The following is a 24,557-nucleotide window of genomic DNA, read 5'->3' on the forward strand; positions in this document are numbered from 1 at the left end:
AGAGCGCTACGGCTGTGTCTAAATTGCTGATCCGGCGGCTAGCCGGGTCTACACCTTGCTGGGAGTGATAAAACAAGATGAGCACTCATTACATCGCCGGTGCCTGGCACGCAGGTCAGGGTGAAGCCCTGGAATCGCTCAATCCGGTTAGCCAGGAAGCCATCTGGCACGGTCAGGCGGCCAGCGCTGCGCAGGTTGACGCTGCCGTACAGGCCGCCCGTGCCGCATTCCCAGCCTGGGCCTCGCGCTCGCTGAATGAGCGCATTGCCGTACTCGAGCAGTTTGCCGCCACCCTCAAGCAGCAGGCTGATGCGCTGGGCCACTGCATCGGTGAGGAAACCGGAAAACCACTGTGGGAAACCGCCACCGAAGTCACCAGCATGGCCAACAAGGTCGCCATTTCGGTGCAAAGCTACCGCGAGCGTACCGGCGAGAAGAGCGGCCCACTGGGCGATGCCACCGCAGTATTGCGGCACAAGCCGCATGGCGTGGTCGCCGTGTTCGGGCCTTATAACTTCCCCGGTCACCTGCCTAACGGCCACATTGTGCCGGCGCTGTTGGCGGGCAATTGCGTGGTGTTCAAACCCAGCGAGCTAACACCGAAAGTCGCCGAGTTAACGGTCAAGTGCTGGATCGAAGCCGGCTTGCCGGCGGGCGTGCTTAACCTGGTGCAGGGCGCCCGTGATACCGGTGTGGCGCTGGCGGCTCATGCGGGCATCGACGGGCTGTTCTTCACCGGTTCCAGCCGCACGGGCAACCTGCTGCACAAGCAGTTCTCCGGTCGTCCGGACAAAATTCTCGCCCTGGAAATGGGTGGCAACAACCCGCTGGTGGTTGAGCAGGTCAGCGATATCAATGCCGCCGTGTACACCATCATCCAGTCGGCGTTTATATCCGCCGGCCAGCGCTGCACCTGCGCGCGGCGTCTGCTGGTGCCGCAAGGCGCGTGGGGTGACAGCTTGCTGGAACGCCTGGTGGAGGTGGCGGCGAGTATCAAAGTGGGTAGTTTCGATGCTCAACCTGCGCCGTTTATGGGCTCGGTGATTTCTTTGGATGCTGCTCAGCACTTGCTTAAGGCGCAACAACACCTGCTGGCTCAGGGCGCCAAGCCGCTGCTGGAAATGTCTCAGCCGCTGCAGGGCGCGGCCTTGCTCACGCCTGGCATCATTGATGTAACAGAGGTGGCCAATCGTCCGGATGAAGAGTTTTTTGGCCCGCTGCTGCAGGTGATTCGCTACGCCGATTTTGCTGCCGCGATTGCTGAGGCCAACAACACCCAATACGGGTTGGCTGCCGGGCTGCTGTCCGACTCCAAGGCGCGTTATGAGCAGTTCTGGCTGCACAGCCGCGCGGGTATCGTTAACTGGAACAAACAGCTGACCGGTGCCGCCAGCACCGCGCCGTTTGGCGGCGTGGGGGCGTCCGGTAACCACCGCGCCAGCGCCTATTACGCAGCTGATTATTGCGCCTACCCGGTGGCTTCGCTGGAAGCCGACAGCCTCAGCCTGCCGGCCACCCTGACCCCGGGAGTCAGCCTATGAGCCCAGTCGCCAGCACTAACGCCTACGAAGTCAATTTTGACGGTTTGGTCGGGCCGACCCATAACTATGGCGGCTTGTCATACGGCAACGTGGCCTCACAGAGCAATAGCCAGGTAGGGTCGAACCCGAAAGAAGCCGCCAAGCAAGGCCTGGCCAAGATGAAGGCCTTGATGGAGATGGGCTTCAAGCAGGGCGTGCTGGCCCCGCAGGAGCGCCCGAATGTCGCGGTGCTGCGCAGCCTAGGTTTCACCGGAACAGACGCGCAAGTGATTCAGCGGGCCGCCAAAGACGCCATGCCGCTGCTGGTCGCCAGCTGCTCGGCCTCGAGCATGTGGACGGCCAATGCCTGTACCGTTAGCCCGAGTGCGGATACAGCCGATGGTCGCGTGCATTTCACCGCTGCCAACCTCAACTGCAAATTCCACCGCTCGATCGAGCACCCAACCACCAGCCGTGTGCTCGGTGCGATGTTCGCCAATGAGCAGCACTTCGCCCACCACGCCGCGCTGCCCGCAGTTGCTCAGTTCGGCGATGAAGGTGCAGCGAATCACACACGCTTCTGCAAAGGCTACGGCGATGCGGGTGTGGAGTTCTTTGTGTTCGGTCGCAGCGCCTTCGACAGCCGCTTCCCAGCGCCGCAACGCTACCCGGCGCGGCAAACCCTGGAGGCTTCGCAAGCCGTGGCGCGCTTGCACGGCTTGAGCGATGACGGTGTGGTTTACGCCCAGCAAACGCCAGCGGTGATCGATCAAGGTGTGTTCCACAACGATGTGATCGCCGTGGGTAACGGCGAGGTGCTGTTCTATCACCAGGACGCCTTCCTCGACAGCGATAAGGTGCTGGCCGAGTTAAGTGAAAAGCTCGCTCGCCGTGGCGGCAACTTGCAGGCGGTGTGCGTGCCGCGCGAAGCAGTGCCGGTGGCAGATGCGGTCAAGTCGTACCTGTTCAACAGCCAGCTGCTCAGTCGCGCCGACGGCGGCATGCTGCTGATCGTGCCGGAAGAGTGCCGCAACAACAGCAATGTCTGGAGTTACCTGCAGCAGCTGACCAGCGGCAACGGGCCGATCCGTGAGGTGCAGGTGTTTGACCTCAAGCAAAGCATGCAGAACGGCGGTGGCCCGGCATGCTTGCGCCTGCGTGTCGCGCTCAAGGAAGGCGAGCTGGCGGCGGTCAATCAGGGCGTGATTATGACCCCGACGCTGTACGATACCCTCAATGTCTGGGTCGATAAGCACTACCGTGATCGCCTGAGCGAAAACGATCTGGCTGATCCACAATTGTTGAGTGAATGCCGTACGGCCTTGGATGAACTGACGCAGATCCTTAAACTGGGCGCGGTTTATCCTTTTCAATTAGCTAAGTAGGCTGGGTCGCGTTTTATCGATCCACCGGTGGGTGTAAAAAAACGACATCCACCCTACGTCCAAAACTGTGGAGATTTTATGAGCGATGCCCTGCAACTGATCCTCGAAGACACTGACGGCACCCAGCTGGAAACCTCCTGCACACGCTTTGCCGTGATCTGGCAGGGCCAGGAAATCTGGTTCCAACAGGTAGGTAACAACCAGTTGATGATCGGTGTCGACGTCGAGGAGGGCGCTGCCGAATACGCCAACCTGCTGCTGCGTCCATTGGCCACCAACCTGGTCAGCCTGGAGCTGGAAATGGAAGCCGCTGAGCCGGGCGATGACGACGAGCACGTGCACGGCCCAGACTGCACTCACGACTGAGGAACCACCATGCTTGCCCTTGGGAAATTGCTTGAACTGACCCTGGCCGGCCATGAGCCGGCAGCAAAAATTCAGCTGACTCCCGAGGGCACGCGTGTGCGTTGGCTGGCCGAAGGCGCGGTGGAAATCACCCCGCCAGCGGTCCGCGACAACGGCCAGGACCTGCTGCTGTCGGCGGGTATTCATGGCAATGAAACCGCCCCCATCGAATTACTCGACCGCCTGCTGCAGGCCATCGCGCGCAATCAGTTGCAACCGGGCGCACGCATTCTCTTTCTGCTGGGTAACCCCGCCGCGATGCGTCGCGGCGAGCGGTATATCGAGCAGGACATTAACCGCCTATTTAACGGCCGCCACGACCAACACAGCGGGCCCGAGGCGCTGCGCGCGTGTGAGCTGGAGCATCTGGCCGCGGCATTTTTCAGTAAGCCCGAGCGCACCCGCCTGCACTACGACCTGCACACCGCTATTCGTGCGTCGAAGATTGAGCAGTTTGCCCTTTATCCCTTCCAGGAAGGCCGCCCGCGCAGTCGGCGTGAGCTGGCGCGCTTAAGTGCCGCTGGGATTGAGGCCGTGCTGCTGCACAACAAAAGTTCGGTTACCTTCAGTGCCTACACCTACACCCAGCTCGGGGCGGAAGCGTTCACGCTGGAACTGGGCAAGGCGCGGCCGTTTGGGCAGAACGCGTTGGTCAACCTGGATCGGCTTGAACTGCACCTGCAGGCGCTGATTGAAGGGGATGAGCTGGAGGCGGCCTCGGATGATCTGGGCGAGCTAAAGCTGTTTGCCGTATCCCAGGAAGTGATCAAGCACAGTGATGCGTTTCAGCTGCACCTGCCGGCTGATATCGAGAATTTCAGCGAATTGCCCGTTGGCTACCTGCTGGCGGAAGACCTCAGTGATACCCGCTGGGTGATCGATGAGCCGGGTACGCGGATTATCTTCCCTAATCCCAAAGTTAAAAACGGCCTGCGTGCCGGCATCTTGATTGTCCCCGCCGAAGACGTACAGCTGGCTTGAGCCAGTAGGGTGGATGGCGCTTTATCCATCCACCAACCGATGCACGCCAGGTGGATGAAAAAGGCGTCATCCACCCTACACAGCTGTCCTGCGCGTTCTCGCCTGATCTGTACCTTGTATGTCGCCATCGGTGGGCTTTAGCATCGGTGTTTTCCTCGTTCAAGGATCGCCCTACATGCCCATCATCGACCTGCGCAGCGACACCGTCACCCAGCCGACACGCGGCATGCGTGAAGCCATGCAAGCCGCTGAGCTGGGTGATGACGTGTACGGCGAAGACCCTACGGTTAACCGTCTAGAGCACTACCTGGCCGCTGAGTTGGGCTTCGAGGCTGCGCTGTTTGTGCCCACTGGCACCATGAGTAACCTGCTCGGCCTAATGGCCCATTGCGCGCGCGGTGATGAATATGTCGTCGGTCAGCAGGCGCACACCTATAAATATGAAGGTGGCGGTGCGGCGGTGCTCGGTTCGATCCAGCCGCAGCCTATTGAGGGCGAGGCGGATGGTTCTCTGGACCTGACCAAGGTTGAAGCGGCCATCAAGCAGGATGACTTTCACTTCGCCCGCACCCGCCTGCTGGCGCTGGAAAACACCATGCAGGGCAAGGTGCTGCCGCAGGCTTACCTACAGGCAGCGCGCGAGCTGACCACGCGCCGCGGTCTGGCCCTGCATCTGGACGGCGCTCGCCTTTACAACGCTGCCGTCAAACTCGGCGTACCGGCGCGGCAGATAACCCAGTACTTCGATTCGGTGTCAGTGTGCTTGTCCAAGGGGCTTGGTGCGCCGGTGGGCTCGGTGCTGTGCGGCTCAGCCGAGCTGATTGGTCGGGCGCGACGTTTGCGCAAGATGGTCGGCGGCGGCATGCGCCAGGCCGGCATGCTCGCGGCAGCAGGGTTGTATGCACTAGAGCATCAGGTGCAACGGCTGGCTGACGACCATGCCAATGCCGAGCGCTTGGCTGCCGGCTTGCGTGAGTTGGGTTACACAGTCGAGCCGGTGCAGACCAATATGGTCTACGTCGAGGTGGGTGAGCAGGCTGGCGCATTGCAGGCGTTCTGCGCCGCGCGGGGCATCAAGCTCTCGGCTGCGCCGCGTTTGCGCATGGTGACGCACCTGGATATCGCCGCTGCGGATATCGAGCAGGTAATTGCGGCCTTTGCCGCTTTTCGCGCGAGCTGAATAGCTCAGGGCTTTTAATAGCCGTTATCTATCAATAAAGTCACTAGCCCCATGGCGCAGGGCCGATATAATGCGGCCCTTTGCCGGCTTTGTTGTGGCCGCTGGTTTTTGGAAGATTCCTATGAAAAGCGCAGAAATCCGTGAAGCCTTCCTCAGCTTCTTCGAACAGAAGGGACACACCCGTGTCGCCTCCAGCTCCCTGATTCCGGGCAACGACCCGACCCTGTTGTTCACCAACGCGGGGATGAACCAGTTCAAGGATTGCTTCCTCGGCCTGGAAAAGCGCGCCTATACCCGCGCCACCAGCAGCCAGAAGTGCGTACGCGCCGGCGGCAAGCACAATGACCTGGAGAACGTCGGTTATACCGCGCGTCACCACACCTTCTTCGAAATGCTGGGTAATTTCAGCTTTGGCGACTATTTCAAGCGTGATGCCATTCATTTCGCCTGGGAGTTTTTGACCGGCGACGCCTGGCTCAAACTGCCGAAAGAAAAACTCTGGGTCACCGTCTACGCCAGCGACGATGAAGCCTATGACATCTGGAACAAAGAAATCGGCGTGCCGGCTGAACGGATGATTCGCATCGGTGACAACAAGGGCGCGCCGTATGCCTCGGACAACTTCTGGGCCATGGGTGATACCGGCCCGTGCGGCCCGTGCACCGAGATTTTCTTCGACCATGGCGAGCACATCTGGGGCGGCCCACCCGGCTCGCCAGAAGAAGACGGTGATCGCTACATCGAAATCTGGAACAACGTCTTTATGCAGTTCAACCGCACGGCTGACGGCGTGATGCATCCGCTGCCAGCGCCGAGTGTGGATACTGGCATGGGCTTGGAACGCGTCAGTGCGGTGCTGCAGCACGTTAACTCGAACTACGAGATCGACCTGTTCCAGAGCCTGCTGAATGCTGCGGCCAAGGCCATCGGTTGTGCCAACGAAGCCCAGGCGTCGCTGAAAGTGGTGGCCGACCATATCCGTTCGTGCGGCTTCCTGATTGCTGACGGCGTGACCCCATCCAATGAAGGCCGTGGCTATGTGCTGCGCCGCATCATTCGTCGCGCCTGCCGTCACGGTAACAAGCTGGGCGCCAAGGGCAGCTTCTTCTACCAGATCGTGGCTGCGCTGGTAGCCGAGATGGGCGATGCCTTCCCCGAGCTGAAGCAGCAGCAAGCACATATCGAGCGAGTGTTGAAAACCGAAGAAGAGCAGTTCGCCAAAACCCTGGAGCAGGGTTTGAAGATTCTTGAGCAGGATCTGGCCGAACTGCAGGGCACGGTGATTCCGGGCGATGTGATCTTCAAACTTTACGATACCTTCGGCTTCCCGATGGACCTCACCGGCGACATCGCCCGTGAGCGCGAGCTGACCCTGGATGAGGAAGGCTTCGAGCGCGAAATGCAGGCGCAGCGCGAGCGCGCTCGCTCCGCCAGCTCGTTCGGCATGGATTACAACGCGCTGGTCAAAGTCGACAGCGACACCGCGTTCCTCGGTTACCAGGGCACCAGTGGTAACGGCAAGATCATTGCACTGTTCAAGGCCGGCCAAGCGGTGGAGAGTTTGGGTGAGGGCGAGGAGGGCGTGGTGGTCCTCGATCAAACGCCGTTCTACGCCGAATCCGGCGGTCAGGTGGGTGACTGCGGCTTCCTTGAAGGCGCGGACGTGCGTTTCGAGGTGCGTGATACCACTAAGGCGGGTGGCGCGATCCTGCACCACGGGATTGCCGTTAAAGGCGGCCTGAGCGTCGGTACCTCGGTCAAGGCCGAAGTGGATGCCAGCGTGCGTCAGGCTACGGCCCTCAATCACTCGGCCACCCACTTGCTGCACGCGGCTTTGCGTCAGGTATTGGGTGAGCACGTTACGCAGAAGGGCTCGTTGGTCGACAGTCAGCGTCTGCGCTTCGACTTCAGTCACTTCGAGGCGATCACGCCGGCGCAGTTGAGAGAATTGGAAGCCATCGTCAACCGTGAAGTACGCGGCAATAGCGACGTTGAAACCCTGGAAACCGACATCGAAACCGCCAAGGCCAAAGGTGCCATGGCGCTGTTCGGTGAGAAGTACGGCGATCAGGTGCGCGTATTGAGCATGGGTGGCGACTTCTCGGTTGAGCTGTGTGGCGGTATTCACGCCAAGCGCACGGGCGATATCGGTCTGTTCAAAATCATTAGTGAGAGCGGCGTGGCTGCCGGTGTGCGGCGTATTGAGGCGGTCACCGGTGCTGTCGCGTTTGCCTACCTCAATGCTGCGGAAGAGCAGCTGAAAGAGGCCGCTGCACTGGTCAAAGGCAGTCGCGAAAATCTATTGGATAAGCTTGCTGGTGTGCTGGAGCGTAATCGTCAGCTGGAAAAAGAGCTGGAGCAGCTCAAGGCTAAGGCCGCCAGCGCGGCGGGTAATGACCTGGCGGGTTCTGCCATCGATGTGAAAGGCATCAAGGTGCTCAGTGCGCGTCTCGATGGGTTGGATGGCAAGGCATTGCTTGCCTTGGTCGATCAGTTGAAAAACAAGCTTGGCAGTGCGGTGATTCTGTTGGGTGGCGTGCAGGATGAAAAGGTCGTGCTCGTTGCTGGTGTGACGAAAGATCTGACAGCCAAGCTGAAGGCAGGCGAGCTGATGAAGCAAGCGGCTGCGGCCGTAGGCGGTAAAGGGGGTGGTCGTCCGGATATGGCGCAAGGTGGCGGTGTTGACGCTGCTGCGTTGGATGCTGCCCTGAGCTTGGCTGCTGCTTTCGCTGAACAAGGTCTGTAAGCGCCTGATTCTGGGTGTGCAATCTGAGGCCCGATCTACGCCCGGCGGGCCTTGGTAGGTATTGAGTTATGTGTTTAATGGGCGCCCTTCACGGGCTGAGGCGGCTTTGAAATGGCTTTGATCGTACAGAAATTTGGCGGCACTTCCGTCGGCACTGTTGAGCGTATTCAGCAGGTGGCCGCGAAGGTGAAGAAATTCCGTGAAAACGGTGATGACATTGTGGTTGTGGTTTCCGCCATGAGCGGTGAAACCAATCGCCTGGTCGAACTAGCCAAACAGGTTAGTGATGGTCAGCCGGTACCGCGTGAATTCGACGTGATGGTCTCGACCGGCGAGCAGGTGACCATTGCCCTGTTGGCCATGGCGCTGATCAAGATTGGCGTGCCCGCGGTGTCCTATACCGGTAACCAGGTGCGCATCCTCACGGACAGTGCGCACAACAAAGCGCGCATCCTGCAGATCGATGACCAGAAACTGCGTATCGATCTTAAGGCCGGGCGTGTGGTGGTGGTCGCCGGCTTCCAGGGCGTTGATGAGCACGGCAATATCACCACGCTTGGGCGTGGTGGCTCCGACACCACTGGTGTGGCCCTGGCGGCTGCGTTAAAAGCCGATGAGTGTCAGATTTATACCGATGTGGATGGCGTTTACACCACCGATCCACGGGTTGTGCCAAAGGCTCAGCGCTTAAGCAAGATCACCTTCGAAGAAATGCTGGAGATGGCCAGTCTGGGCTCCAAGGTGCTGCAAATTCGTGCGGTGGAGTTCGCCGGCAAATACAACGTCCCGCTGCGCGTGTTGCACAGCTTTCAAGAGGGTCCGGGCACCCTCATTACTATTGATGAAGAGGAATCCATGGAACAGCCGATCATCTCTGGCATCGCCTTTAATCGCGATGAGGCCAAGCTGACTATCCGTGGCGTACCGGATATTCCGGGCGTAGCGTTCAAGATCCTCGGGCCGATCAGTGCCGCCAATGTAGAGGTGGACATGATCGTGCAGAACGTTGCGCACGATAACACCACCGACTTCACCTTCACCGTGCATCGCAATGACTACAGCAATGCCATGCTGGTGCTGGAGAAGACGGCCCAGGAATTGGGCGCGCGTGAAGTGGTTGGCAATACCGACATCGCCAAGGTTTCCATCGTGGGCGTTGGTATGCGCTCCCACGCAGGGGTTGCCAGCCGTATGTTTGAGTCGCTGGCCCAAGAAAATATCAACATCCAGATGATCTCCACCTCGGAAATCAAAGTCTCCGTGGTAATCGAGGAGAAATACCTGGAGTTGGCGGTACGCGCCCTGCACACTGCTTTTGAACTGGATGCCCCGGCCCGACAGGGCGACTGAGGCATCATCCGAAAGGCGCGGGCTATCCCGCGCCTTTCGTCTTTTTTGGTTGGTGTGGGCGGGAACTTTCTTTCTGCCCACACTGGTCAATACTTGGGTGAAGGCTCTGCTTGAGATGTTCGGGGCTGCCACCATTTTTTTGCAGACTGTTGTTGTCCTGAAATGATATCCGTAAGGAGAAAGGAATGCTGATTCTGACTCGTCGGGTTGGAGAGACCCTGATGGTGGGTGACGAAGTCACTGTCACCGTGCTGGGTGTGAAGGGTAATCAGGTGCGTATTGGCGTTAACGCGCCGAAAGAAGTTGCTGTGCACCGTGAGGAAATCTACCAGCGCATCCAGAAAGAGAAGGGTGAAGAACCAAGCCTCTAATTTTTATCGAAATTTTGGCTTTGCAAACGGGGAAAACATGGTTATCATGCGCCCCGTGTTGCGGAGAGGTGGCCGAGTGGCCGAAGGCGCTCCCCTGCTAAGGGAGTACATCTCAAAAGGGTGTCGGGGGTTCGAATCCCCCCTTCTCCGCCATTATTGAGTGTTGTAGATGCAGTTTGGATATCTACAGTGCGAACGTTACATGCACTCATAGCTCAGCTGGATAGAGTACTCGGCTACGAACCGAGCGGTCGGAGGTTCGAATCCTCCTGAGTGCACCAAACAGGAATGGCTTGCAGCAGTGCAAGCCATTTTGTTTCAGCCAGCGGTGATCTGGTTTAAAAGCGCCACATGCACTCATAGCTCAGCTGGATAGAGTACTCGGCTACGAACCGAGCGGTCGGAGGTTCGAATCCTCCTGAGTGCACCAAATAGGAATGGCCTGCAGCAATGCAAGCCATTTTGTTTCAGCCAGCGGTGATCTGGTTTAAAAGCGCCACATGCACTCATAGCTCAGCTGGATAGAGTACTCGGCTACGAACCGAGCGGTCGGAGGTTCGAATCCTCCTGAGTGCACCAAACAAGAAGGGCCTGCAGCGATGCAGGCCCTTTTTTTATGGCCGCAATCACGGCGGGCCATCCTGCAGGTCGCCGTCCTCCGGCGCTGGTAGTGGTGCTCAGTGATTGTTCGCGCCGGTTAGCGCTTGGCTTTACCTTTGACGCAGCCCGCTTCATCGAAGCTGACGTTGCGCTTGCTGCCTTTCTTGCCCTGATAAACGTAACGCGTCTGGCCATTCTGCTCGGTGACCTTGTCCGGCTTGCCCAGGCTGCTCTCGACGTCACTGCGGCTCATACCTACACGTATCTGTTGCTTGATGATGGCGGCGCGTCGTTCGCTGCTGTTTAGGTGGTTGCCGCAGCCATCCTGCTTAATCCCGATGACCGTCAAATCCTGCTCAGCCTGCTTCTGGTTCACGGGAGCTGCTTTACGCGGTTTTGCCAGCGGTACTGGCTTACCGCTGCCGGGTGTGGGGTTGTAGGCCTGTTGCAGGCGCTGGCGGTGGTCGTCGGGGCAGCCTTGGCGGGTGAAGGTGATGTGGCCGTTAGCGTCTTCGCAGCGAAATACGCTTGAGCCGAGTGCCGTCAGTGGGCAGAGCAAAATGGCGCAGATAGCTGCGCAGGGCAATCCTTGCATGGTGCGTCCTCCTTAACGGTGCATGTGCAAGCGTAGTCGATACCGATCTCTGTGCCAGGCGTGCCTTTGCCAGTGCCCGGCACGTCGCAATTAACGATGCCGGCGCGTTTAAATGTGTGTTGCAAGCGCTTGTTCCTGGATTATTTTTTGCCGCATGCAAAGCGCCGACGCGGTGGTATCATTCGCCGCGTCAGCCCCGCCGGGGCTTGTGGATTACCACCATGGACTTACCCAGTAGTTACGTTGAATCTCGATTGTGCAATCACGTGTTGACTGATTGACCCTCTTTGGCGTGCGCTGCCGCTGGGGGTGGAGTGCGCCATGACTGAAGTAGAAGCAAAAAAACCGCAAGAAAGCCTGCAGGACCGCCTGGCCCAGGTGGTCGAGCTATTGCATCGGCATAAACTGGTTGAAGACCTGACTCATCGTCAGGAAGGCCAGCACCACGACCGGGTAGAAAACCTGGTGCACCGGCAGAACCTGGCCGAGTTGCAACGCAAGCTCGATGAGCTGCACTCCGCTGACGTTGCCCACATCCTTGAGGCGTTGCCGCTGGATGACCGCCAGACTGTCTGGCAGCTGGTCAAGGCGGAGCGCGACGGCGACATCCTCCTCGAAGTGTCCGATGCAGTGCGTGAAACCCTGCTCGCCGACATGGACGACCATGAGATTCTCGCGGCAGCCAAGGAAATGGACGCCGACGAATTGGCCGACCTGGCTTCCGAGCTGCCGCGTGATGTCGTGCATGAGCTGATGGAAACCCTCGATGCGCAGCAGCGCGAGCGCGTGCGTTCGGCGTTGTCCTACGAGGATGACCAGGTCGGCGCGTTGATGGACTTCGAGATGGTCACCATCCGCGAAGATGTCAGCCTGGAAGTGGTGTTGCGTTACCTGCGTCGCCTCAAGGAGTTGCCGGGGCACACCGACAAGCTGTTTGTGGTGGATTACGACGGTGTGCTCAAGGGTGTGTTGCCGGTTAAGCGGCTGCTGGTTAACGATCCAGAGAAGTTGGTCAGTGAGGTTATGGCCACCGATCCGGTGAGCTTCCATCCGGATGAAAATGCCTACGACGCCGCTCAAGCGTTCGAGCGTTATGACCTGATCTCCACGCCGGTGGTGGACAAGAACGGCAAGCTGATTGGCCGTCTGACCATCGATGAAATGGTCGATTTGATTCGTGAGGAAAGCGAAAGCGAAGTCCTCAACATGGCCGGCTTGCGCGAGGAAGAAGACATCTTCGCCTCGGTGTGGAAGTCCCTGCGTAACCGCTGGGCTTGGTTGGCGATCAACCTCGTGACCGCGTTTATGGCCTCGCGCGTGATTGGCCTGTTCGAAGATTCCATCGAGAAATTGGTCGCCCTGGCTGCACTGATGCCGATCGTTGCGGGGATTGGTGGGAACTCGGGTAACCAGACCATCACCATGATCGTGCGGGCCATGGCGCTGGACCAGGTGAGCACTGGCAATACCTCGCGCTTGATTCGCAAAGAGCTGGGGGTCGCCTTGATCAACGGTATTGTCTGGGGCGGGGTTATTGGCGTGGTCGCCTATTTACTCTATGGCAGCTGGTCGCTGGGCGTAGTGATGACCGCTGCGATGTTGCTCAACCTGCTGTTGGCGGCGCTGATGGGGGTGCTGATTCCTATGACGTTGGTGCGCGTGGGGCGCGATCCGGCCCTGGGGGCTAGCGTGATGATTACCGCGGTCACGGACAGCGGTGGCTTCTTTATCTTCCTGGGCTTGGCGAGCCTATTCCTGCTCTAGTGAGCTGGTTTTTGCACGCTGCGCCTGTTGCTGGCAAATCGCGCAAGTAGTCCGTATGGAGTTTGCTTCAAACGCTCGTTTCACGCTAAGGTTCGCCAGCTTTGCCCGGGACAGGGTCCCGGGCGCTCCTATCTAATAATTAACGCAGCTCGCACGAGCGGGTATTGGAGCCAAGATGACCCCTAGTGAACTCCTGCTCGAGGGTGTCGAGCTCATGCTATTCGGCCTGGGCTTCGTATTTCTCTTTCTAGTGCTATTGGTGTTGGTAATCCGCGTGATGTCGTGGGTTATTGGGCATTTTGCCGCGAAAACACCGATCCCCCTAGCTGCGCCATTGGCAGTCAAGCCGTCCTCGGACGAGCCGAATGCCGATGTGCTCGCCGCCATTCAATCCGCTATTCACCAGCACCGCGCCCGCCGCGGGTGAGCCAGGTTCGACAGGGAGCATCTGCATGACTGCCGTAAAGAAAGCCCTCGGAATTACTGATGTGGTGCTGCGTGACGCGCACCAGTCGATCCTGGCCACCCGTGTGCGCCTGGAAGACATGCTGCCGATCGCTGGCAAGCTCGACCAGGTCGGCTTTTGGTCTGTAGAGACCTGGGGCGGCGCCACCTTTGATTCCTGCATCCGCTACCTGGGCGAAGACCCATGGGAGCGTATTCGTGCGCTGAAAAAGGCCATGCCCAATACGCCTCAGCAGATGTTACTGCGTGGGCAGAACCTGCTGGGTTACCGTCATTACGCCGATGACGTGGTGGAAAAATTCGTCGAGCGCGCCGCGTTCAATGGCGTCGACGTATTCCGCGTATTCGATGCGATGAACGACCCGCGCAACCTGCAGACCGCGCTGAAAGCCGTAAAACAGCTAGGTAAGCATGCTCAGGGCACCATCTCCTACACCACGAGTCCAGTGCACACCCTGGACATGTGGCTCGATCTGGCTAAGCAGATCGAAGACATGGGCGCCGACTCGATCGCCATCAAGGACATGGCCGGCATTCTCAACCCTTATGTCGCGTTTGATTTGGTCACGCGCCTGAAGGCGACCCTGTCGATCCCGATTCATTTGCATTGTCATGCCACCGCAGGCTTATCGACCGCTGCCATCGTTAAGGCCGTGGATGCGGGGATTGATAACGTCGATACGGCGATTTCCTCTCTGTCGATGACATACGGTCATTCGCCGACCGAGTCGGTGGTGGCGATTTTCCAAGGCGGTGAGCGCGATACCGGGTTGAACCTGGAGTTGCTCGAAGAGATTGCGGCTTACTTCCGTGACGTGCGTAAGAAATACGCCAAATTTGAAGGCAATCTTAAGGGCGTCGACTCGCGCATTCTGGTTGCTCAGGTGCCGGGCGGCATGTTGACTAACATGGAAGGCCAGCTGAAAGAGCAGGGCGCCGAGGACAAGTTTGATCAAGTGCTGGCGGAAATTCCGCGGGTGCGTGAGGACCTCGGTTTTATCCCCCTGGTGACCCCGACCTCGCAGATCGTTGGCACTCAGGCGGTGATCAACGTGCTCACCGGTGAGCGCTATAAGTCGATCACCAAGGAAACGGCAGGCGTGTTGAAAGGCGAATACGGCGCAGCGCCGGCGCCTTTTAATAAAGAGCTGCAGGCGCGGGTGCTTGATGGTGCCGAGGCCATCACCTGTCGCCCGGCCGACCTGCTTGATGATGAAATGGACAAGCTGACTGCCGAGCTCCGAGGCATTGCTAAAGAGAAGGGCATCAAGCTGGCCGCCGATGAAGTCGACGACGTGCTGACCTATGCACTGTTCCCGCAGATTGGTTTGAAGTTTCTGCAGAATCGCGGTAACCCGGCGGCTTTTGAACCCGTCCCTACAGGCCAGGAACAGCTGGTCCGCGAGGCTGGCAAGCCCGAGGTCTACACCGTTGAAGTGGGCGGCAAGTCTTATGTGGTGCAGGTCAATGAAGGCGGTGATATCGAAGGCCTCAAGCCTGTCGCTGGCTCCGCCTCCTCCGCACCAGTCGCTGCTGCCCCCGCGGGTGCTGGCGAGGCGCAGAGTGCTCCGCTTGCGGGCAATATCTTCAAGGTATTGGTGCAGCCCGGTCAGGCCGTGGAAGAAGGACAGTTGGTGATCATTCTCGAAGCCATGAAGATGGAAACCGAAATCCGCGCGTTCAAGGCTGGCACCATTGGTGCGGTCAACGTCAAGGTCGGTGATGCGGTGGCGGTGGGCGACAGCCTACTGACCATCGGTTAAAGGAGCGCGGTAATGGATAAGCTCCTCAAACTCTGGCACAGCACGGGCCTTTACCACATCGAAGCCGGTCAGCTGTTTATGATCGCGGTGTGCATCCTGCTGATCTACCTGGCGATCAAGAAGGGCTTTGAGCCTTTGCTGCTGCTGCCCATTGGCTTTGGCGGCCTACTGGCCAACATTCCGGTGGCCAATATGGCCGAAGGCAGCGGCTTTCTGCACATGATTTACGAGGTGGGTTTGCCCACCAGTATCTTCCCGTTGCTGATCTTTCTCGGGGTCGGTGCCATGACCGACTTCGGGCCGATGCTGGCCAACCCGAAAACGTTGCTGCTCGGTGCGGCGGCGCAATTCGGGATATTCGGTACGCTGATGGGCGCGCTGGCGCTAACGGCGCTGGGCATTCCGGGGTTGGAGTTCACCCTCAAGGAGGCGGCATCGATTGCGATTATTGGCGGTGCAGACGGTCCGACCTCGATTTTCGTGACCTCTAAGCTGGCTCCGCACCTGCTCGGCCCCATTGCAGTGGCAGCTTATGCCTATATGGCGCTGGTGCCGTTGATTCAGCCGCCGATCATGCGTGCGCTGACCACCAAGGAAGAGCGCTCCATTGTCATGCAGCAACTGCGTCCTGTGGGGCAGGGCGAGAAGATCATCTTCCCGATCGTGCTGTGTCTGTTGATTGGTCTGTTGCTGCCTGACGCTGCGCCGCTGATCGGGATGTTTGCCCTTGGCAACCTGTTGCGTGAAGCGGGTGTGGTCGAGCGTTTGGCGGATACCTCGCGCAATGCGCTGATCAATATCGTCACCATCTTCCTTGGTCTGACGGTTGGCTCTAAGCTCTCGGCGGAATCGTTCCTGCAATTGAAGACGCTGGGTATTCTCAGCCTGGGCATGATCGCGTTCTGCGCGGGCACGGCATCAGGGGTGTTGATGGCTAAATTGATGAACCTGTTCAGCAGCAACAAGATCAACCCGTTGATCGGTTCGGCTGGGGTGTCTGCGGTGCCAATGGCGGCGCGGGTATCGAACAAGGTTGGCCTGGAAGCCAACCCGCAGAACTTCCTGCTGATGCACGCCATGGGTCCGAATGTGGCAGGTGTGATCGGTTCGGCCGTTGCGGCGGGTGTGTTGCTCAACTTTGTCGGCTGAGTTCGCACTGAAATAAAAAACCGCCTTAGTTAGGCGGTTTTTTTATGGGCGTGATTTGGCATGGTGGGCAATTTTATGAGCAACAAAAAAACCGGCCATGGCCGGTTTTCAGTCGATGCTGCAATCAGCCTTCTTCGTTAGCCATCTCGGCGTCGTGAGCAATTAGTGCCACCAGGGCATTTTGCTGGCGACGTGACAGCTGGCGAAAGCGCTGCAGCAACTTACGTTCATGCAGCGACAGCTCGGGGCTGTCGAGGCGTATGTTGACGTCATCACCCAAAGCACTTTCCTGGAGCATACTTTGCTCAAGGCGAGCAATGATCTCCGAGTTCATGCTGCGGTGATGGTTGCGTGCGACATCCGCAATGCGTTCACGCATACCGTCGGGCAGGCGAACTACGAATTTGTCAGCGGTACGGCTGGAATAGAGTGCTTGTTTCATAGGGCGCGTACATTAAACCGGTTAGTTCAGGAAAGCGATACTGGCAATGGGCTATAGCATAGTCACCGTTTTGACCCGCGCCAGCGCTAACCGTTCAGCCAGAAAGCAGCTTAAGTGCTGCTTATTATTCGCTCGCTGAAAGGGCAATAATTTGACGTCAATTGTATGTTCTATTTGCCGGTGGGTGAAGGCGCTACATCGGCATCAGTTGTCAGAAATGCGTCTTATTGTGCAAATAAACAACAAACCCTGCGTATAGAAATAACTTCAAGTAAGCGTCACGCAAGTGTCACGGTCCATTAATCGCCCTGACACACGATTTGCCTACCTTGGTCTACACCAGAAGGCGGCCCACGCCGCGGTGTAACCGTAAATAAAGGAGGCATTCCATGAGCGCAGTGATCCGGGTTGAGCGCCTGAACAAAACGTTCGGCCGTAAACAGGCGCTGTTTGATCTGGCGCTGTCCGTTGAACCCGGTGAAATAGTGGCGTTGATTGGGGCGTCGGGCTCTGGCAAATCAACCCTGCTGCGCCATGTCGCGGGCCTCGCCTGTTGTGACCGCACGAACGGCGGCAGCATTCAGGTATTAGGCCGCGACGTGCAGGCTGAAGGCCGATTGAATGCTGATGTGCGCCGGCTGCGCGCGGATATCGGCTATATCTTCCAGCAGTTCAACCTGGTGGGGCGTATCAGCGTGCTGCAGAACGTCCTGCTCGGTTGCCTGGGCCGTATGCCGCGCTGGCGAGGCACGCTGGGCCTGTTCAGCGCTGAAGAAAAACAGCGCGCGTTGCAGGCACTCAGTCGTGTGGGCTTGGCCGACTTGGCGCAGCAGCGCGCCTCGACCCTGTCCGGTGGGCAGCAGCAGCGTGTGGCAATTGCCCGTGCCTTGTGCCAGCGCGCCAAGGTGATTCTGGCCGATGAGCCCATCGCCTCACTCGACCCCGAGTCCGCGCGCAAGGTCATGCAGATCCTTGCCGACATCAACCGCGAAGACGGCACCACCGTGGTGGTCACCCTGCATCAGGTTGACTACGCCATGCGCTATTGCCAGCGCGCCGTGGCGTTGAAAGCGGGGCGTATTCATTTCGATGGCGCCGCCGCCGAGCTGCACCCCAACTTCCTTAACGATCTCTATGGTGCCGAGCTTGAAGTAGAGCCGCTGCCCATCGAGAAAGCGCGCCGCGCACGCACACCGAAAGTACCGCTGGCTCTGGCCAAGGCCTGAGTTACGCCTGTTAGGCGAATCCTTATCTGTCCATCCGCACTAGGAGTGCTTTGCATGTTCAAACGTATCAGTCGCGTTCTTGTCGCATCCACGCTGCTGGCAGGCTCAGTTATGGGTGCTGCTCAAGCCGCTGAGCAGGAAATCAACTTCGGCATCATTTCCACCGAGTCTTCGCAGAACCTGAAAACCATGTGGGACCCCTTCCTGGCGGACATGAGCCAGCAGACCGGCCTGAAGATCAAAGCCTTCTTCGCCCCTGACTACGCCGGGATCATCCAGGGCATGCGTTTCGACAAGGTCGACATGGCCTGGTACGGCAACAAGGCTGCGATGGAAGCCGTGGATCGTGCCGGTGGGCAGGTTTTCGCCCAGACCGTCGCTGCTAACGGCACTCAGGGCTATTACAGCCTGATGGTTGCGCACAAGGACAGCCCGATCAATTCGATCGAAGACATGCTGAAAAACGCCAAGACCCTGACCTTCGCCAACGGCGACCCGAATTCCACCTCGGGCTATCTGGTTCCGGGCTACTACGTGTTTGCGCAGAACAACGCTGATGCCAACAAGATCTTCAAACGCGCCCTTAACGGTAGCCATGAAGTCAACGCCCTGTCGGTGGCCAACAAGCAGGTCGATGTCGGCACCTTCAACAGCGAAGGCATGGAGCGCCTGCAAGTGACTGCGCCGGACAAGGCCGCACAACTGAAAGTGATCTGGACCTCGCCGCTGATCCCGTCTGACCCGATGGTATGGCGCAAGAATCTGGATGACGCCACCAAGAACAAGCTGCGCGAGTTCTTTATGACTTACGGCGACAAACCGGCTGAGTTGAAAGTGCTTGAAGGGCTGCAGTGGGCCAAGTTCAAGGCTTCCGATGACGACCAACTGCTGCCGATCCGCCAGCTGGAACTGTTCAAAAAGCGCACCGAAGTCGCTAACAACGAAAAGCTTTCCGACAGCGACAAGCAAGCACAACTCAAAGAGTTGGATAGCGAGCTGGCCAAGCTGGAAAAGCGCCTGGCGGAAATTGCCAAGCAGAGCCCTGCCAGCGCGGGTTGATTGCCTCAGTCGGCTCGCCTTGCCTTGCATGATCTAAGGGCGGGCCGATGTTCTTTGTTGCTCCATTCGAGACGTCGTTATGACCACCCTAACTACCGCACCTGCGCCTGATTTTTCAGCCAAGCGTTCCTGGACGCAGCTGATTGGCTGGGGGCTGTTTATCGCTGTGCTGGCCTGGTCCTGGCATGGCGCGGAGATGAACCCGCTCGGCCTGATCCGTGACTCCGGCAACATGGCGACCTTTGCCGCGGATTTCTTTCCGCCGGATTTCAGCAACTGGGAGCTGTACCTCAAGGAGATGATCGTTACCGTGCAGATCGCCCTGTGGGGCACGGTGCTGGCGATTGTCTGCGCCATTCCGTTGGGTATTCTCAGTTCCGAGAACATTGTGCCCTGGTGGGTTTATCAGCCGGTTCGCCGGGTGATGGACGCCTGCCGTTCGATCAATGAAATGGTCTTCGCCATGCTCTTCGTGGTGGCTGTGGGCCTGGGTCCATTTGCTGGGGTGCTGGCGTTGTTTATCGGCACTACCGGGGTGCTGGCCAAGCTGTTTGCCGAGGCGGTGGAGGCGATTGATCCAGGTCCGGTTGAAGGTGTGCGCGCCACCGGTGCCAGTGCCTTGCAGGAGGTGATTTACGGGGTGATCCCGCAGGTGTTGCCACTGTGGATTTCCTACTCGTTGTACCGCTTCGAGTCCAACGTGCGCTCAGCCACCGTGGTCGGCATGGTCGGTGCGGGCGGTATCGGGGTGATTCTCTGGGAGGCGATTCGTGGCTTCCAGTTCGCCCAAACCTGCGCCTTGCTGCTGATCATCATTCTGGTGGTGAGCGTGCTCGACATCATCTCGCAGCGCCTGCGTAAGCAATTTATCTGACGGAGATTGGGTGCCTGCGGGCGCCCTTAATTAGCCATGCACTTGTCTAGACAACCCGAGCCGCTGTACCGCGAACTGGCTGCCGTGCTGCGTGATGAACTGCAGCGCATGGAACCGGGCGATTACCTGCCAGCCGAGGTGCAGCTGGCTGCACGCTTTGCGGTCAACCGCCACACCTTGCGCCGCGCCGTTGATGAGCTGGTGCTCGAAGGCCGCCTGCTGCGTCAGCAGGGCAAGGGCACCCGCGTATTGTCCAGGCCGCTGATCTACCCGATGCAGGCCGGCAGTGCTTACAGCGCTTCGCTGTCGGCCCTCGGGCATAAGGTCGAGGCTCAGCTGCTGCAACGCCGCGTACGCCCGGCTGGGCATGAAGAGCGTGATTATTTGCAGTTGCCGGAGGGCGCTCAGTTAGTGGAGCTGATCACCTTGCGGCTGATTGAAGGGCAGCCAGTCAGCCTGATTCGGCATGCCTTCAACCTGATTCATGCGCCGTTACTGGCGGACTACCAGGGTGGTTCGCTGCGTCAGTACCTGAGCCAGCGCGATCTGCCGCTGACCCGCACCTTTAGTTTGATCGGCGCGCGCCTGCCCAGTCGTGAAGAGGCTACGCGCTTAATGATGCCCAAGCATGCACCGCTGCTCAGCGTGCAAACCCTTTCCCGCGATCTGGCTGGCCAGCCGGTGGAGCTGTCGTTATCGACCAGCCGTGCCGACCGTTTCCAGTACCAGCTCGCTCTTTGATGGAGGCCCGCGATGAACCGCAACCTGCTGCACAGCGACCCGCAAATCGCCACACGTCAGCGTTGGATGGGCGTACTTGCCCGCGCCGGCACCGGCTTGGCGGCCTATGAGTCAGCCTTGAAAGAGGTCGAGTACAGCCTGATCCGCGCGCCGGAAATCGGCATGACCCTGGTGCGCGGCCGCATGGGCGGCACCGGTAGCCCGTTCAACCTCGGTGAAATGAGCGTGACCCGTTGCGTGGTGCGCCTAGCTGATGGCTGCACCGGTTACAGCTATGTAGCGGGTCGCGACAAGCAACATGCCGAGCTCGCGGCTCTGGCCGATGCGCACCTGCAAGGGGCTGAGCAAGCCCACTGGCTCAGCCGCCTGATCGAGCCGTTGGCCGATCAACAGCAGCGTCAGCTCGCCGCTAAAGCCGCTGAAACCGCAACTACCCAGGTGGAGTTTTTCACCCTGGTCAGAGGAGAAGACTGATGAACGCGGCGAACAGCTCGCAATGGCTGCAACCGGCCTTCAATGACCCGGTCCTGGATGCGCAGGCCAGCTTCCGCACGGCGCTTAAAGCCCTGGCGGAGCCGGGTCTGGCGCAGCCGATGGATCGCGCCCTAGCGCTGGAAAATCTGCAGCCGGCCACCTACGCCCTGTGCCTGGCCTTTCTCGATGGCGACACGCCGTTATGGCTGGCCCCTTGTTTTGACACCCCGGCGATTCGCGCCAACCTGTCATTCCACTGCGGTTGTCCGATTGTCGCCGAGCGTGAGTCGGCGCTGTTTGCCTTGCTCGATGAGTCGGGCGCTGACGATCTGGCGGACTTTGACAACGGCAGCGAGCGCTACCCGGATCAGTCCTGCACCTTGCTGATTCAACTCGCGGCCCTGAGCGGTGGCGAGTCGCTGCGCTGGCGTGGGCCTGGGATCAAGGATGTACGTGTTGTCGAGTTGCCGCTACGTACTCGCTTCTGGCAGCAACGCCAGGCGCGTAGCGCGTTTCCCCGTGGTCTGGACGCCTTTTTCTCCGCTGGCGAACAGGTGATTGGCCTGCCGCGCAGTACCCATGTGCTGCACAACGCCGAGGAGGTGGCCTGATGTACGTTGCCGTCAAAGGTGGCGAGCGTGCCATCGACAATGCCCATTTGCTACTGGCGAAGAAACGCCGTGGCGATACTTCCATTCCTGAACTCAGCGTCGAGCAGGTGCGTGAGCAGATGCCCCTGGCAGTGGCTCGTGTGATGAGCGAAGGCTCGCTGTATGACCCGCAATTGGCCGCCCTGGCAATCAAGCAGGCCGCTGGTGACCTGATGGAGGCGATCTTCCTGCTGCGCGCCTACCGCACCACCTTGCCGCGGTTTAGCGCCAGTACGCCGCTGGAAACCACGCAGATGCAACTGACCCGGCGCATCTCCGCGACCTTCAAGGACCTGCCCGGTGGTCAGCTCCTCGGGCCGACCTTCGACTACAGCCACCGCTTGCTGGATTTCGCCTTGCTGGCCGACGGCGAGCAGCCCGGTCCGCAGATCAATCCACAGGCCGAACTGAGCGCTTGCCCGCGTGTGCTGGACTTTCTCGCCGAGGAAGGCCTGATGGCCCGTGAAGTCGATGAAGGCAGCGCTGTACCGGATATCACCCGCGAGCCGTTGGACTTCCCCGCCAACCGTGCGCAGCGCCTGCAAGCGCTGGCCCGTGGCGATGAAGGCTTCCTGTTGGCGCTGGGCTATTCCACTCAGCGTGGTTACGGTCGCAATCACCCGTTCGCTGGTGAGATTCGCATCGGTGAACTGGATGTCTGGCTGGAGCCGGAAGAGCTGGGCTTTGCCGTACCGCTGGGCGACATCGAGGTGACCGAGTGCGAAATGGTCAACCAGTTCGTCGGCGGCAAAGGCATCGATCCGCAGTTCACCCGAGGTTACGGCCTGGCCTTCGGCTATGCCGAGCGCAAGGCCATGGGCATGGCGCTGGTCGACCGTTCACTGCGCGCTGCCGAGTATGCCGAAGAGGTAGACGGCCCAGCACAGCAGGAGGAGTTCGTGCTGATGCACTGCGACAACGTTGAAGCCGCCGGCTTCGTTTCCCACCTCAAATTGCCGCACTACGTCGACTTCCAATCCGAGCTGGAGCTGATCCGCAAACTGCGCAAGCAGGAGCGTGAGCAGCCCGCCGCCGAGGAGCAACGCGCATGACTGCCCAGGCCCAAACTCAGTCCGCTACCGAGGTTGGTTATAACTTCGCCTACCTTGATGAGCAAACCAAACGCATGATCCGCCGTGGCCTGCTCAAGGCCGTGGCGATTCCCGGTTACCAAGTGCCGTTCGGTGGCCGCGAGATGCCGCTGCCCTATGGCTGGGGCACCGGCGGCATGCAGCTGACCGCGGCGATTCTCGGTGCCGAGGATGTGCTCAAGGTGATCGACCAAGGCGCGGATGACACCACCAACGCGGTGTCGATCCGGCGCTTTTTTGCTCGTACGGCGGGGGTGAAAACCACCACCCGCACGCCCGAAGCGACGGTAATTCAGACCCGCCACCGCATCCCGGAAACGCCGCTGAGTAATGATCAGATCATGGTCTATCAGGTGCCGATTCCTGAGCCGCTGCGTTTTATCGAGCCCTCGGAAACCGAGACCCGCGCCATGCACGCGCTGGAGGATTACGGCGTGATGCACGTCAAGTTGTACGAGGACATCGCCACCTTCGGCCATATCGCCACCAGTTACGCCTACCCGGTGACGGTGGATGAGCGCTACGTGATGGACCCCTCGCCGATCCCCAAATTCGACAACCCCAAGCTGCACATGAGCCCGGCGCTGATGCTGTTCGGTGCCGGGCGCGAGAAGCGCCTGTATGCCGTGCCGCCGTATACCCGAGTCGTAAGCCTGGACTTCGCTGATCACCCGTTTGCCATCCAGAGCTGGGAGGAAAACTGTGCCTTCTGTGGCAGCCACGATTCCTATCTGGATGAGCTGATCGTCGACGACGCGGGCACCACGCGCTTCGTCTGCTCCGATACCGATTACTGCATGCAGCGTCGCGATGCCGCTGAGATGACTGGGGAGGCCGTGCAATGAGTGCTGCCGAGCAATTACAGCTGCAAAGTGAAACGGCTCAGCCGTTGTTCAGCGTCCGTGACCTGACCCGTCTGTACGGCCCGGAGAAGGGCTGTCAGGGTGTTTCGTTCGACCTCTATCCGGGCGAAGTGCTGGGCATCGTCGGCGAGTCTGGCTCGGGTAAATCAACGCTACTCAGCCTTCTTTCCGGCCGCTGCCCGCCGGATCGCGGCAGTGTCAGCTACCGCAACAGTGATGGCAGCCTGGTGGATCTGTACAGCGCCAGCGAGGCGCAGCGCCGCACCTTGCTGCGCACTGAGTGGGGCTTTGTCGAGCAGAACCCGCGTGACGGCCTGCGCATGGGCGTGTCGGCCGGCGCCAATATCGGTGAGCGGTTGATGGCCCAAGGCGTGCGCCATTACGGCGAACTGCGTGCGGCTGGGATCGACTGGCTGAGTCAGGTGGAAATCGACCCACTGCGCATCGACGACCTGCCGCGCACCTTTTCCGGCGGTATGCAGCAGCGGTTGCAGATCGCTCGCAATCTGGTCTCCAGTCCACGGCTGGTGTTCATGGATGAGCCGACTGGCGGCCTCGATGTGTCGGTGCAGGCACGTCTGCTCGACCTGTTGCGCGGTCTGGTGCGTGAGTTGGATCTGGCGGTGGTGATCGTTACCCACGACCTTGCGGTGGCGCGTTTGCTCGCCGATCGGCTGATGGTGATGCGCCGGTCCCATGTGGTGGAGGCCGGTCTGACCGATCAGATTCTCGATGATCCGCAGCATCCCTATTCGCAGCTGCTGGTGTCGTCCGTTCTGCAGCCTTAACGCTGAGTAGGGTGGATGACGCTCTTCTCATCCACCTGCGAGCCGCCATCGGTGGATGGATAAAACGCCATCCAC

Annotated in this window: 23 protein-coding genes and 4 tRNA genes; 25 read left to right on the forward strand and 2 right to left on the reverse strand. The window is 59.5% G+C overall.

Features of this window, described 5'->3' with window-relative positions; genetic code table 11:
• Positions 1 to 77: 77 nt before the first annotated feature.
• From astD to ACEPAJ_RS06965, 12 genes are all read left to right on the forward strand, one after another.
• Positions 78 to 1,541 (forward strand): succinylglutamate-semialdehyde dehydrogenase, encoded by a 1,464-nt coding sequence (astD, locus tag ACEPAJ_RS06910; RefSeq protein WP_425914264.1) that lies wholly within the window; start codon positions 78 to 80, stop codon positions 1,539 to 1,541.
• A complete protein-coding gene (gene astB / locus ACEPAJ_RS06915) occupies positions 1,538 to 2,905 on the forward strand; it encodes an N-succinylarginine dihydrolase (RefSeq protein WP_425914265.1) in 1,368 nt (455 codons plus the stop codon). The genes astD and astB overlap by 4 nt, the downstream gene beginning before the upstream one ends.
• Before the next feature lie 78 nt (positions 2,906 to 2,983).
• Positions 2,984 to 3,271 (forward strand): topoisomerase II, encoded by a 288-nt coding sequence (locus ACEPAJ_RS06920; RefSeq protein WP_274088854.1) that lies wholly within the window; start codon positions 2,984 to 2,986, stop codon positions 3,269 to 3,271.
• A 9-nt stretch (positions 3,272 to 3,280) separates the two neighbouring features.
• Entirely contained in the window at positions 3,281 to 4,291 is a 1,011-nt protein-coding gene (gene astE / locus ACEPAJ_RS06925; protein WP_425914266.1) for a succinylglutamate desuccinylase, read from the forward strand.
• Positions 4,292 to 4,466: 175 nt separating this feature from the next.
• Positions 4,467 to 5,471, forward strand: a complete 1,005-nt coding sequence (gene ltaE, locus ACEPAJ_RS06930) for a low-specificity L-threonine aldolase (RefSeq protein ID WP_425914267.1) — start codon at positions 4,467 to 4,469, stop codon at positions 5,469 to 5,471.
• 121 nt (positions 5,472 to 5,592) lie between these two features.
• Positions 5,593 to 8,217 carry an alanine--tRNA ligase gene (gene alaS, locus ACEPAJ_RS06935; protein ID WP_425914268.1) on the forward strand — a complete coding sequence of 875 codons (2,625 nt, stop codon included), beginning with the start codon at positions 5,593 to 5,595 and terminating at the stop codon, positions 8,215 to 8,217.
• A 111-nt stretch (positions 8,218 to 8,328) separates the two neighbouring features.
• On the forward strand, positions 8,329 to 9,567 hold the full coding sequence (locus tag ACEPAJ_RS06940; RefSeq protein ID WP_425914269.1) for an aspartate kinase: 1,239 nt from the start codon (positions 8,329 to 8,331) through the stop codon (positions 9,565 to 9,567).
• A 185-nt stretch (positions 9,568 to 9,752) separates the two neighbouring features.
• Positions 9,753 to 9,938 carry a carbon storage regulator CsrA gene (gene csrA, locus ACEPAJ_RS06945; protein ID WP_274088859.1) on the forward strand — a complete coding sequence of 62 codons (186 nt, stop codon included), beginning with the start codon at positions 9,753 to 9,755 and terminating at the stop codon, positions 9,936 to 9,938.
• A gap of 62 nt (positions 9,939 to 10,000) precedes the next feature.
• Positions 10,001 to 10,091: transfer RNA gene (locus tag ACEPAJ_RS06950), tRNA-Ser, on the forward strand.
• 51 nt (positions 10,092 to 10,142) lie between these two features.
• A tRNA-Arg gene (locus ACEPAJ_RS06955) sits at positions 10,143 to 10,219 on the forward strand.
• 72 nt (positions 10,220 to 10,291) lie between these two features.
• Positions 10,292 to 10,368, forward strand: a tRNA-Arg gene (locus tag ACEPAJ_RS06960).
• A gap of 72 nt (positions 10,369 to 10,440) precedes the next feature.
• Positions 10,441 to 10,517, forward strand: a tRNA-Arg gene (locus tag ACEPAJ_RS06965).
• Positions 10,518 to 10,635: 118 nt separating this feature from the next.
• Here ACEPAJ_RS06965 and ACEPAJ_RS06970 read toward each other — a convergent pair.
• Positions 10,636 to 11,133 carry a DUF4124 domain-containing protein gene (locus ACEPAJ_RS06970; protein WP_425914270.1) on the reverse strand — a complete coding sequence of 166 codons (498 nt, stop codon included), beginning with the start codon at positions 11,131 to 11,133 and terminating at the stop codon, positions 10,636 to 10,638.
• Positions 11,134 to 11,454: 321 nt separating this feature from the next.
• Here ACEPAJ_RS06970 and mgtE point away from each other — a divergent pair, with 321 nt between their 5' ends.
• The 4 genes from mgtE (at position 11,455) to ACEPAJ_RS06990 (ending at position 16,274) form a co-directional block, all read left to right on the forward strand.
• Entirely contained in the window at positions 11,455 to 12,897 is a 1,443-nt protein-coding gene (gene mgtE / locus ACEPAJ_RS06975) for a magnesium transporter (protein WP_425914271.1), read from the forward strand.
• Between the two features lie 175 nt (positions 12,898 to 13,072).
• Positions 13,073 to 13,324, forward strand: coding sequence for an OadG family protein (locus ACEPAJ_RS06980; RefSeq protein ID WP_425914272.1), 252 nt, complete (start codon positions 13,073 to 13,075; stop codon positions 13,322 to 13,324).
• A gap of 25 nt (positions 13,325 to 13,349) precedes the next feature.
• Positions 13,350 to 15,125 carry a sodium-extruding oxaloacetate decarboxylase subunit alpha gene (gene oadA, locus ACEPAJ_RS06985; RefSeq protein ID WP_425914273.1) on the forward strand — a complete coding sequence of 592 codons (1,776 nt, stop codon included), beginning with the start codon at positions 13,350 to 13,352 and terminating at the stop codon, positions 15,123 to 15,125.
• Positions 15,126 to 15,137: 12 nt separating this feature from the next.
• Positions 15,138 to 16,274 (forward strand): sodium ion-translocating decarboxylase subunit beta, encoded by a 1,137-nt coding sequence (locus tag ACEPAJ_RS06990; protein WP_425914274.1) that lies wholly within the window; start codon positions 15,138 to 15,140, stop codon positions 16,272 to 16,274.
• Between the two features lie 124 nt (positions 16,275 to 16,398).
• On the opposite strand, the gene ACEPAJ_RS06995 is transcribed toward ACEPAJ_RS06990, so the two are convergent.
• Positions 16,399 to 16,716, reverse strand: coding sequence for an Arc family DNA-binding protein (locus ACEPAJ_RS06995; RefSeq protein ID WP_425914275.1), 318 nt, complete (start codon positions 16,714 to 16,716; stop codon positions 16,399 to 16,401).
• Positions 16,717 to 17,105: 389 nt separating this feature from the next.
• On the opposite strand from ACEPAJ_RS06995, the gene phnC reads away from it, so the two are divergent.
• From phnC to phnK, 9 genes are all read left to right on the forward strand, one after another.
• A complete protein-coding gene (gene phnC, locus ACEPAJ_RS07000) occupies positions 17,106 to 17,942 on the forward strand; it encodes a phosphonate ABC transporter ATP-binding protein (protein ID WP_425914276.1) in 837 nt (278 codons plus the stop codon).
• Positions 17,943 to 17,996: 54 nt separating this feature from the next.
• On the forward strand, positions 17,997 to 19,001 hold the full coding sequence (gene phnD / locus ACEPAJ_RS07005) for a phosphonate ABC transporter substrate-binding protein (protein ID WP_425914277.1): 1,005 nt from the start codon (positions 17,997 to 17,999) through the stop codon (positions 18,999 to 19,001).
• A 79-nt stretch (positions 19,002 to 19,080) separates the two neighbouring features.
• Complete coding sequence (gene phnE, locus ACEPAJ_RS07010) at positions 19,081 to 19,875, forward strand: phosphonate ABC transporter, permease protein PhnE (protein WP_425914278.1); 795 nt, start codon at positions 19,081 to 19,083, stop codon at positions 19,873 to 19,875.
• 36 nt (positions 19,876 to 19,911) lie between these two features.
• Positions 19,912 to 20,616, forward strand: coding sequence for a phosphonate metabolism transcriptional regulator PhnF (phnF, locus tag ACEPAJ_RS07015; RefSeq protein ID WP_425914279.1), 705 nt, complete (start codon positions 19,912 to 19,914; stop codon positions 20,614 to 20,616).
• Between the two features lie 12 nt (positions 20,617 to 20,628).
• A complete protein-coding gene (gene phnG / locus ACEPAJ_RS07020) occupies positions 20,629 to 21,090 on the forward strand; it encodes a phosphonate C-P lyase system protein PhnG (protein WP_425914280.1) in 462 nt (153 codons plus the stop codon).
• A complete protein-coding gene (gene phnH, locus ACEPAJ_RS07025; protein ID WP_425914281.1) occupies positions 21,090 to 21,701 on the forward strand; it encodes a phosphonate C-P lyase system protein PhnH in 612 nt (203 codons plus the stop codon). Before phnG ends, phnH begins: the two co-directional genes overlap by 1 nt.
• Positions 21,701 to 22,792: a carbon-phosphorus lyase complex subunit PhnI gene (locus tag ACEPAJ_RS07030; protein WP_425914282.1), complete on the forward strand. Its 1,092-nt coding sequence runs from the start codon at positions 21,701 to 21,703 to the stop codon at positions 22,790 to 22,792. Before phnH ends, ACEPAJ_RS07030 begins: the two co-directional genes overlap by 1 nt.
• Positions 22,789 to 23,676: an alpha-D-ribose 1-methylphosphonate 5-phosphate C-P-lyase PhnJ gene (locus ACEPAJ_RS07035; RefSeq protein ID WP_425914283.1), complete on the forward strand. Its 888-nt coding sequence runs from the start codon at positions 22,789 to 22,791 to the stop codon at positions 23,674 to 23,676. The genes ACEPAJ_RS07030 and ACEPAJ_RS07035 overlap by 4 nt, the downstream gene beginning before the upstream one ends.
• Complete coding sequence (gene phnK, locus ACEPAJ_RS07040; protein WP_425914284.1) at positions 23,673 to 24,482, forward strand: phosphonate C-P lyase system protein PhnK; 810 nt, start codon at positions 23,673 to 23,675, stop codon at positions 24,480 to 24,482. The genes ACEPAJ_RS07035 and phnK overlap by 4 nt, the downstream gene beginning before the upstream one ends.
• Positions 24,483 to 24,557: the final 75 nt, after the last annotated feature.

Source organism: Pseudomonas sp. GWSMS-1, from assembly GCF_049847425.1.
Classification (GTDB): Bacteria; Pseudomonadota; Gammaproteobacteria; order Pseudomonadales; family Pseudomonadaceae; genus Aquipseudomonas.

Excerpts from the sequence above, each read along its gene's own strand:
- ltaE (WP_425914267.1), top strand. The coding sequence starts at position 4,467 with ATGCCCATCATCGACCTGCGCAGCGACACCGTCACCCAGCCGACACGC.
- ACEPAJ_RS06940 (WP_425914269.1), top strand. The coding sequence starts at position 8,329 with ATGGCTTTGATCGTACAGAAATTTGGCGGCACTTCCGTCGGCACTGTT.
- phnH (WP_425914281.1), top strand. The coding sequence starts at position 21,090 with ATGAACGCGGCGAACAGCTCGCAATGGCTGCAACCGGCCTTCAATGAC.
- ACEPAJ_RS06995 (WP_425914275.1), bottom strand. The coding sequence starts at position 16,716 with ATGAAACAAGCACTCTATTCCAGCCGTACCGCTGACAAATTCGTAGTT.
- phnK (WP_425914284.1), top strand. The coding sequence starts at position 23,673 with ATGAGTGCTGCCGAGCAATTACAGCTGCAAAGTGAAACGGCTCAGCCG.
- ACEPAJ_RS06990 (WP_425914274.1), top strand. The coding sequence starts at position 15,138 with ATGGATAAGCTCCTCAAACTCTGGCACAGCACGGGCCTTTACCACATC.
- ACEPAJ_RS06920 (WP_274088854.1), top strand. The coding sequence starts at position 2,984 with ATGAGCGATGCCCTGCAACTGATCCTCGAAGACACTGACGGCACCCAG.
- ACEPAJ_RS06970 (WP_425914270.1), bottom strand. The coding sequence starts at position 11,133 with ATGCAAGGATTGCCCTGCGCAGCTATCTGCGCCATTTTGCTCTGCCCA.
- alaS (WP_425914268.1), top strand. The coding sequence starts at position 5,593 with ATGAAAAGCGCAGAAATCCGTGAAGCCTTCCTCAGCTTCTTCGAACAG.
- ACEPAJ_RS06980 (WP_425914272.1), top strand. The coding sequence starts at position 13,073 with ATGACCCCTAGTGAACTCCTGCTCGAGGGTGTCGAGCTCATGCTATTC.
- phnG (WP_425914280.1), top strand. The coding sequence starts at position 20,629 with ATGAACCGCAACCTGCTGCACAGCGACCCGCAAATCGCCACACGTCAG.
- ACEPAJ_RS07030 (WP_425914282.1), top strand. The coding sequence starts at position 21,701 with ATGTACGTTGCCGTCAAAGGTGGCGAGCGTGCCATCGACAATGCCCAT.
- astE (WP_425914266.1), top strand. The coding sequence starts at position 3,281 with ATGCTTGCCCTTGGGAAATTGCTTGAACTGACCCTGGCCGGCCATGAG.
- astB (WP_425914265.1), top strand. The coding sequence starts at position 1,538 with ATGAGCCCAGTCGCCAGCACTAACGCCTACGAAGTCAATTTTGACGGT.
- phnE (WP_425914278.1), top strand. The coding sequence starts at position 19,081 with ATGACCACCCTAACTACCGCACCTGCGCCTGATTTTTCAGCCAAGCGT.
- mgtE (WP_425914271.1), top strand. The coding sequence starts at position 11,455 with ATGACTGAAGTAGAAGCAAAAAAACCGCAAGAAAGCCTGCAGGACCGC.
- phnC (WP_425914276.1), top strand. The coding sequence starts at position 17,106 with ATGAGCGCAGTGATCCGGGTTGAGCGCCTGAACAAAACGTTCGGCCGT.
- phnD (WP_425914277.1), top strand. The coding sequence starts at position 17,997 with ATGTTCAAACGTATCAGTCGCGTTCTTGTCGCATCCACGCTGCTGGCA.
- oadA (WP_425914273.1), top strand. The coding sequence starts at position 13,350 with ATGACTGCCGTAAAGAAAGCCCTCGGAATTACTGATGTGGTGCTGCGT.
- ACEPAJ_RS07035 (WP_425914283.1), top strand. The coding sequence starts at position 22,789 with ATGACTGCCCAGGCCCAAACTCAGTCCGCTACCGAGGTTGGTTATAAC.
- astD (WP_425914264.1), top strand. The coding sequence starts at position 78 with ATGAGCACTCATTACATCGCCGGTGCCTGGCACGCAGGTCAGGGTGAA.
- phnF (WP_425914279.1), top strand. The coding sequence starts at position 19,912 with ATGCACTTGTCTAGACAACCCGAGCCGCTGTACCGCGAACTGGCTGCC.
- csrA (WP_274088859.1), top strand. The coding sequence starts at position 9,753 with ATGCTGATTCTGACTCGTCGGGTTGGAGAGACCCTGATGGTGGGTGAC.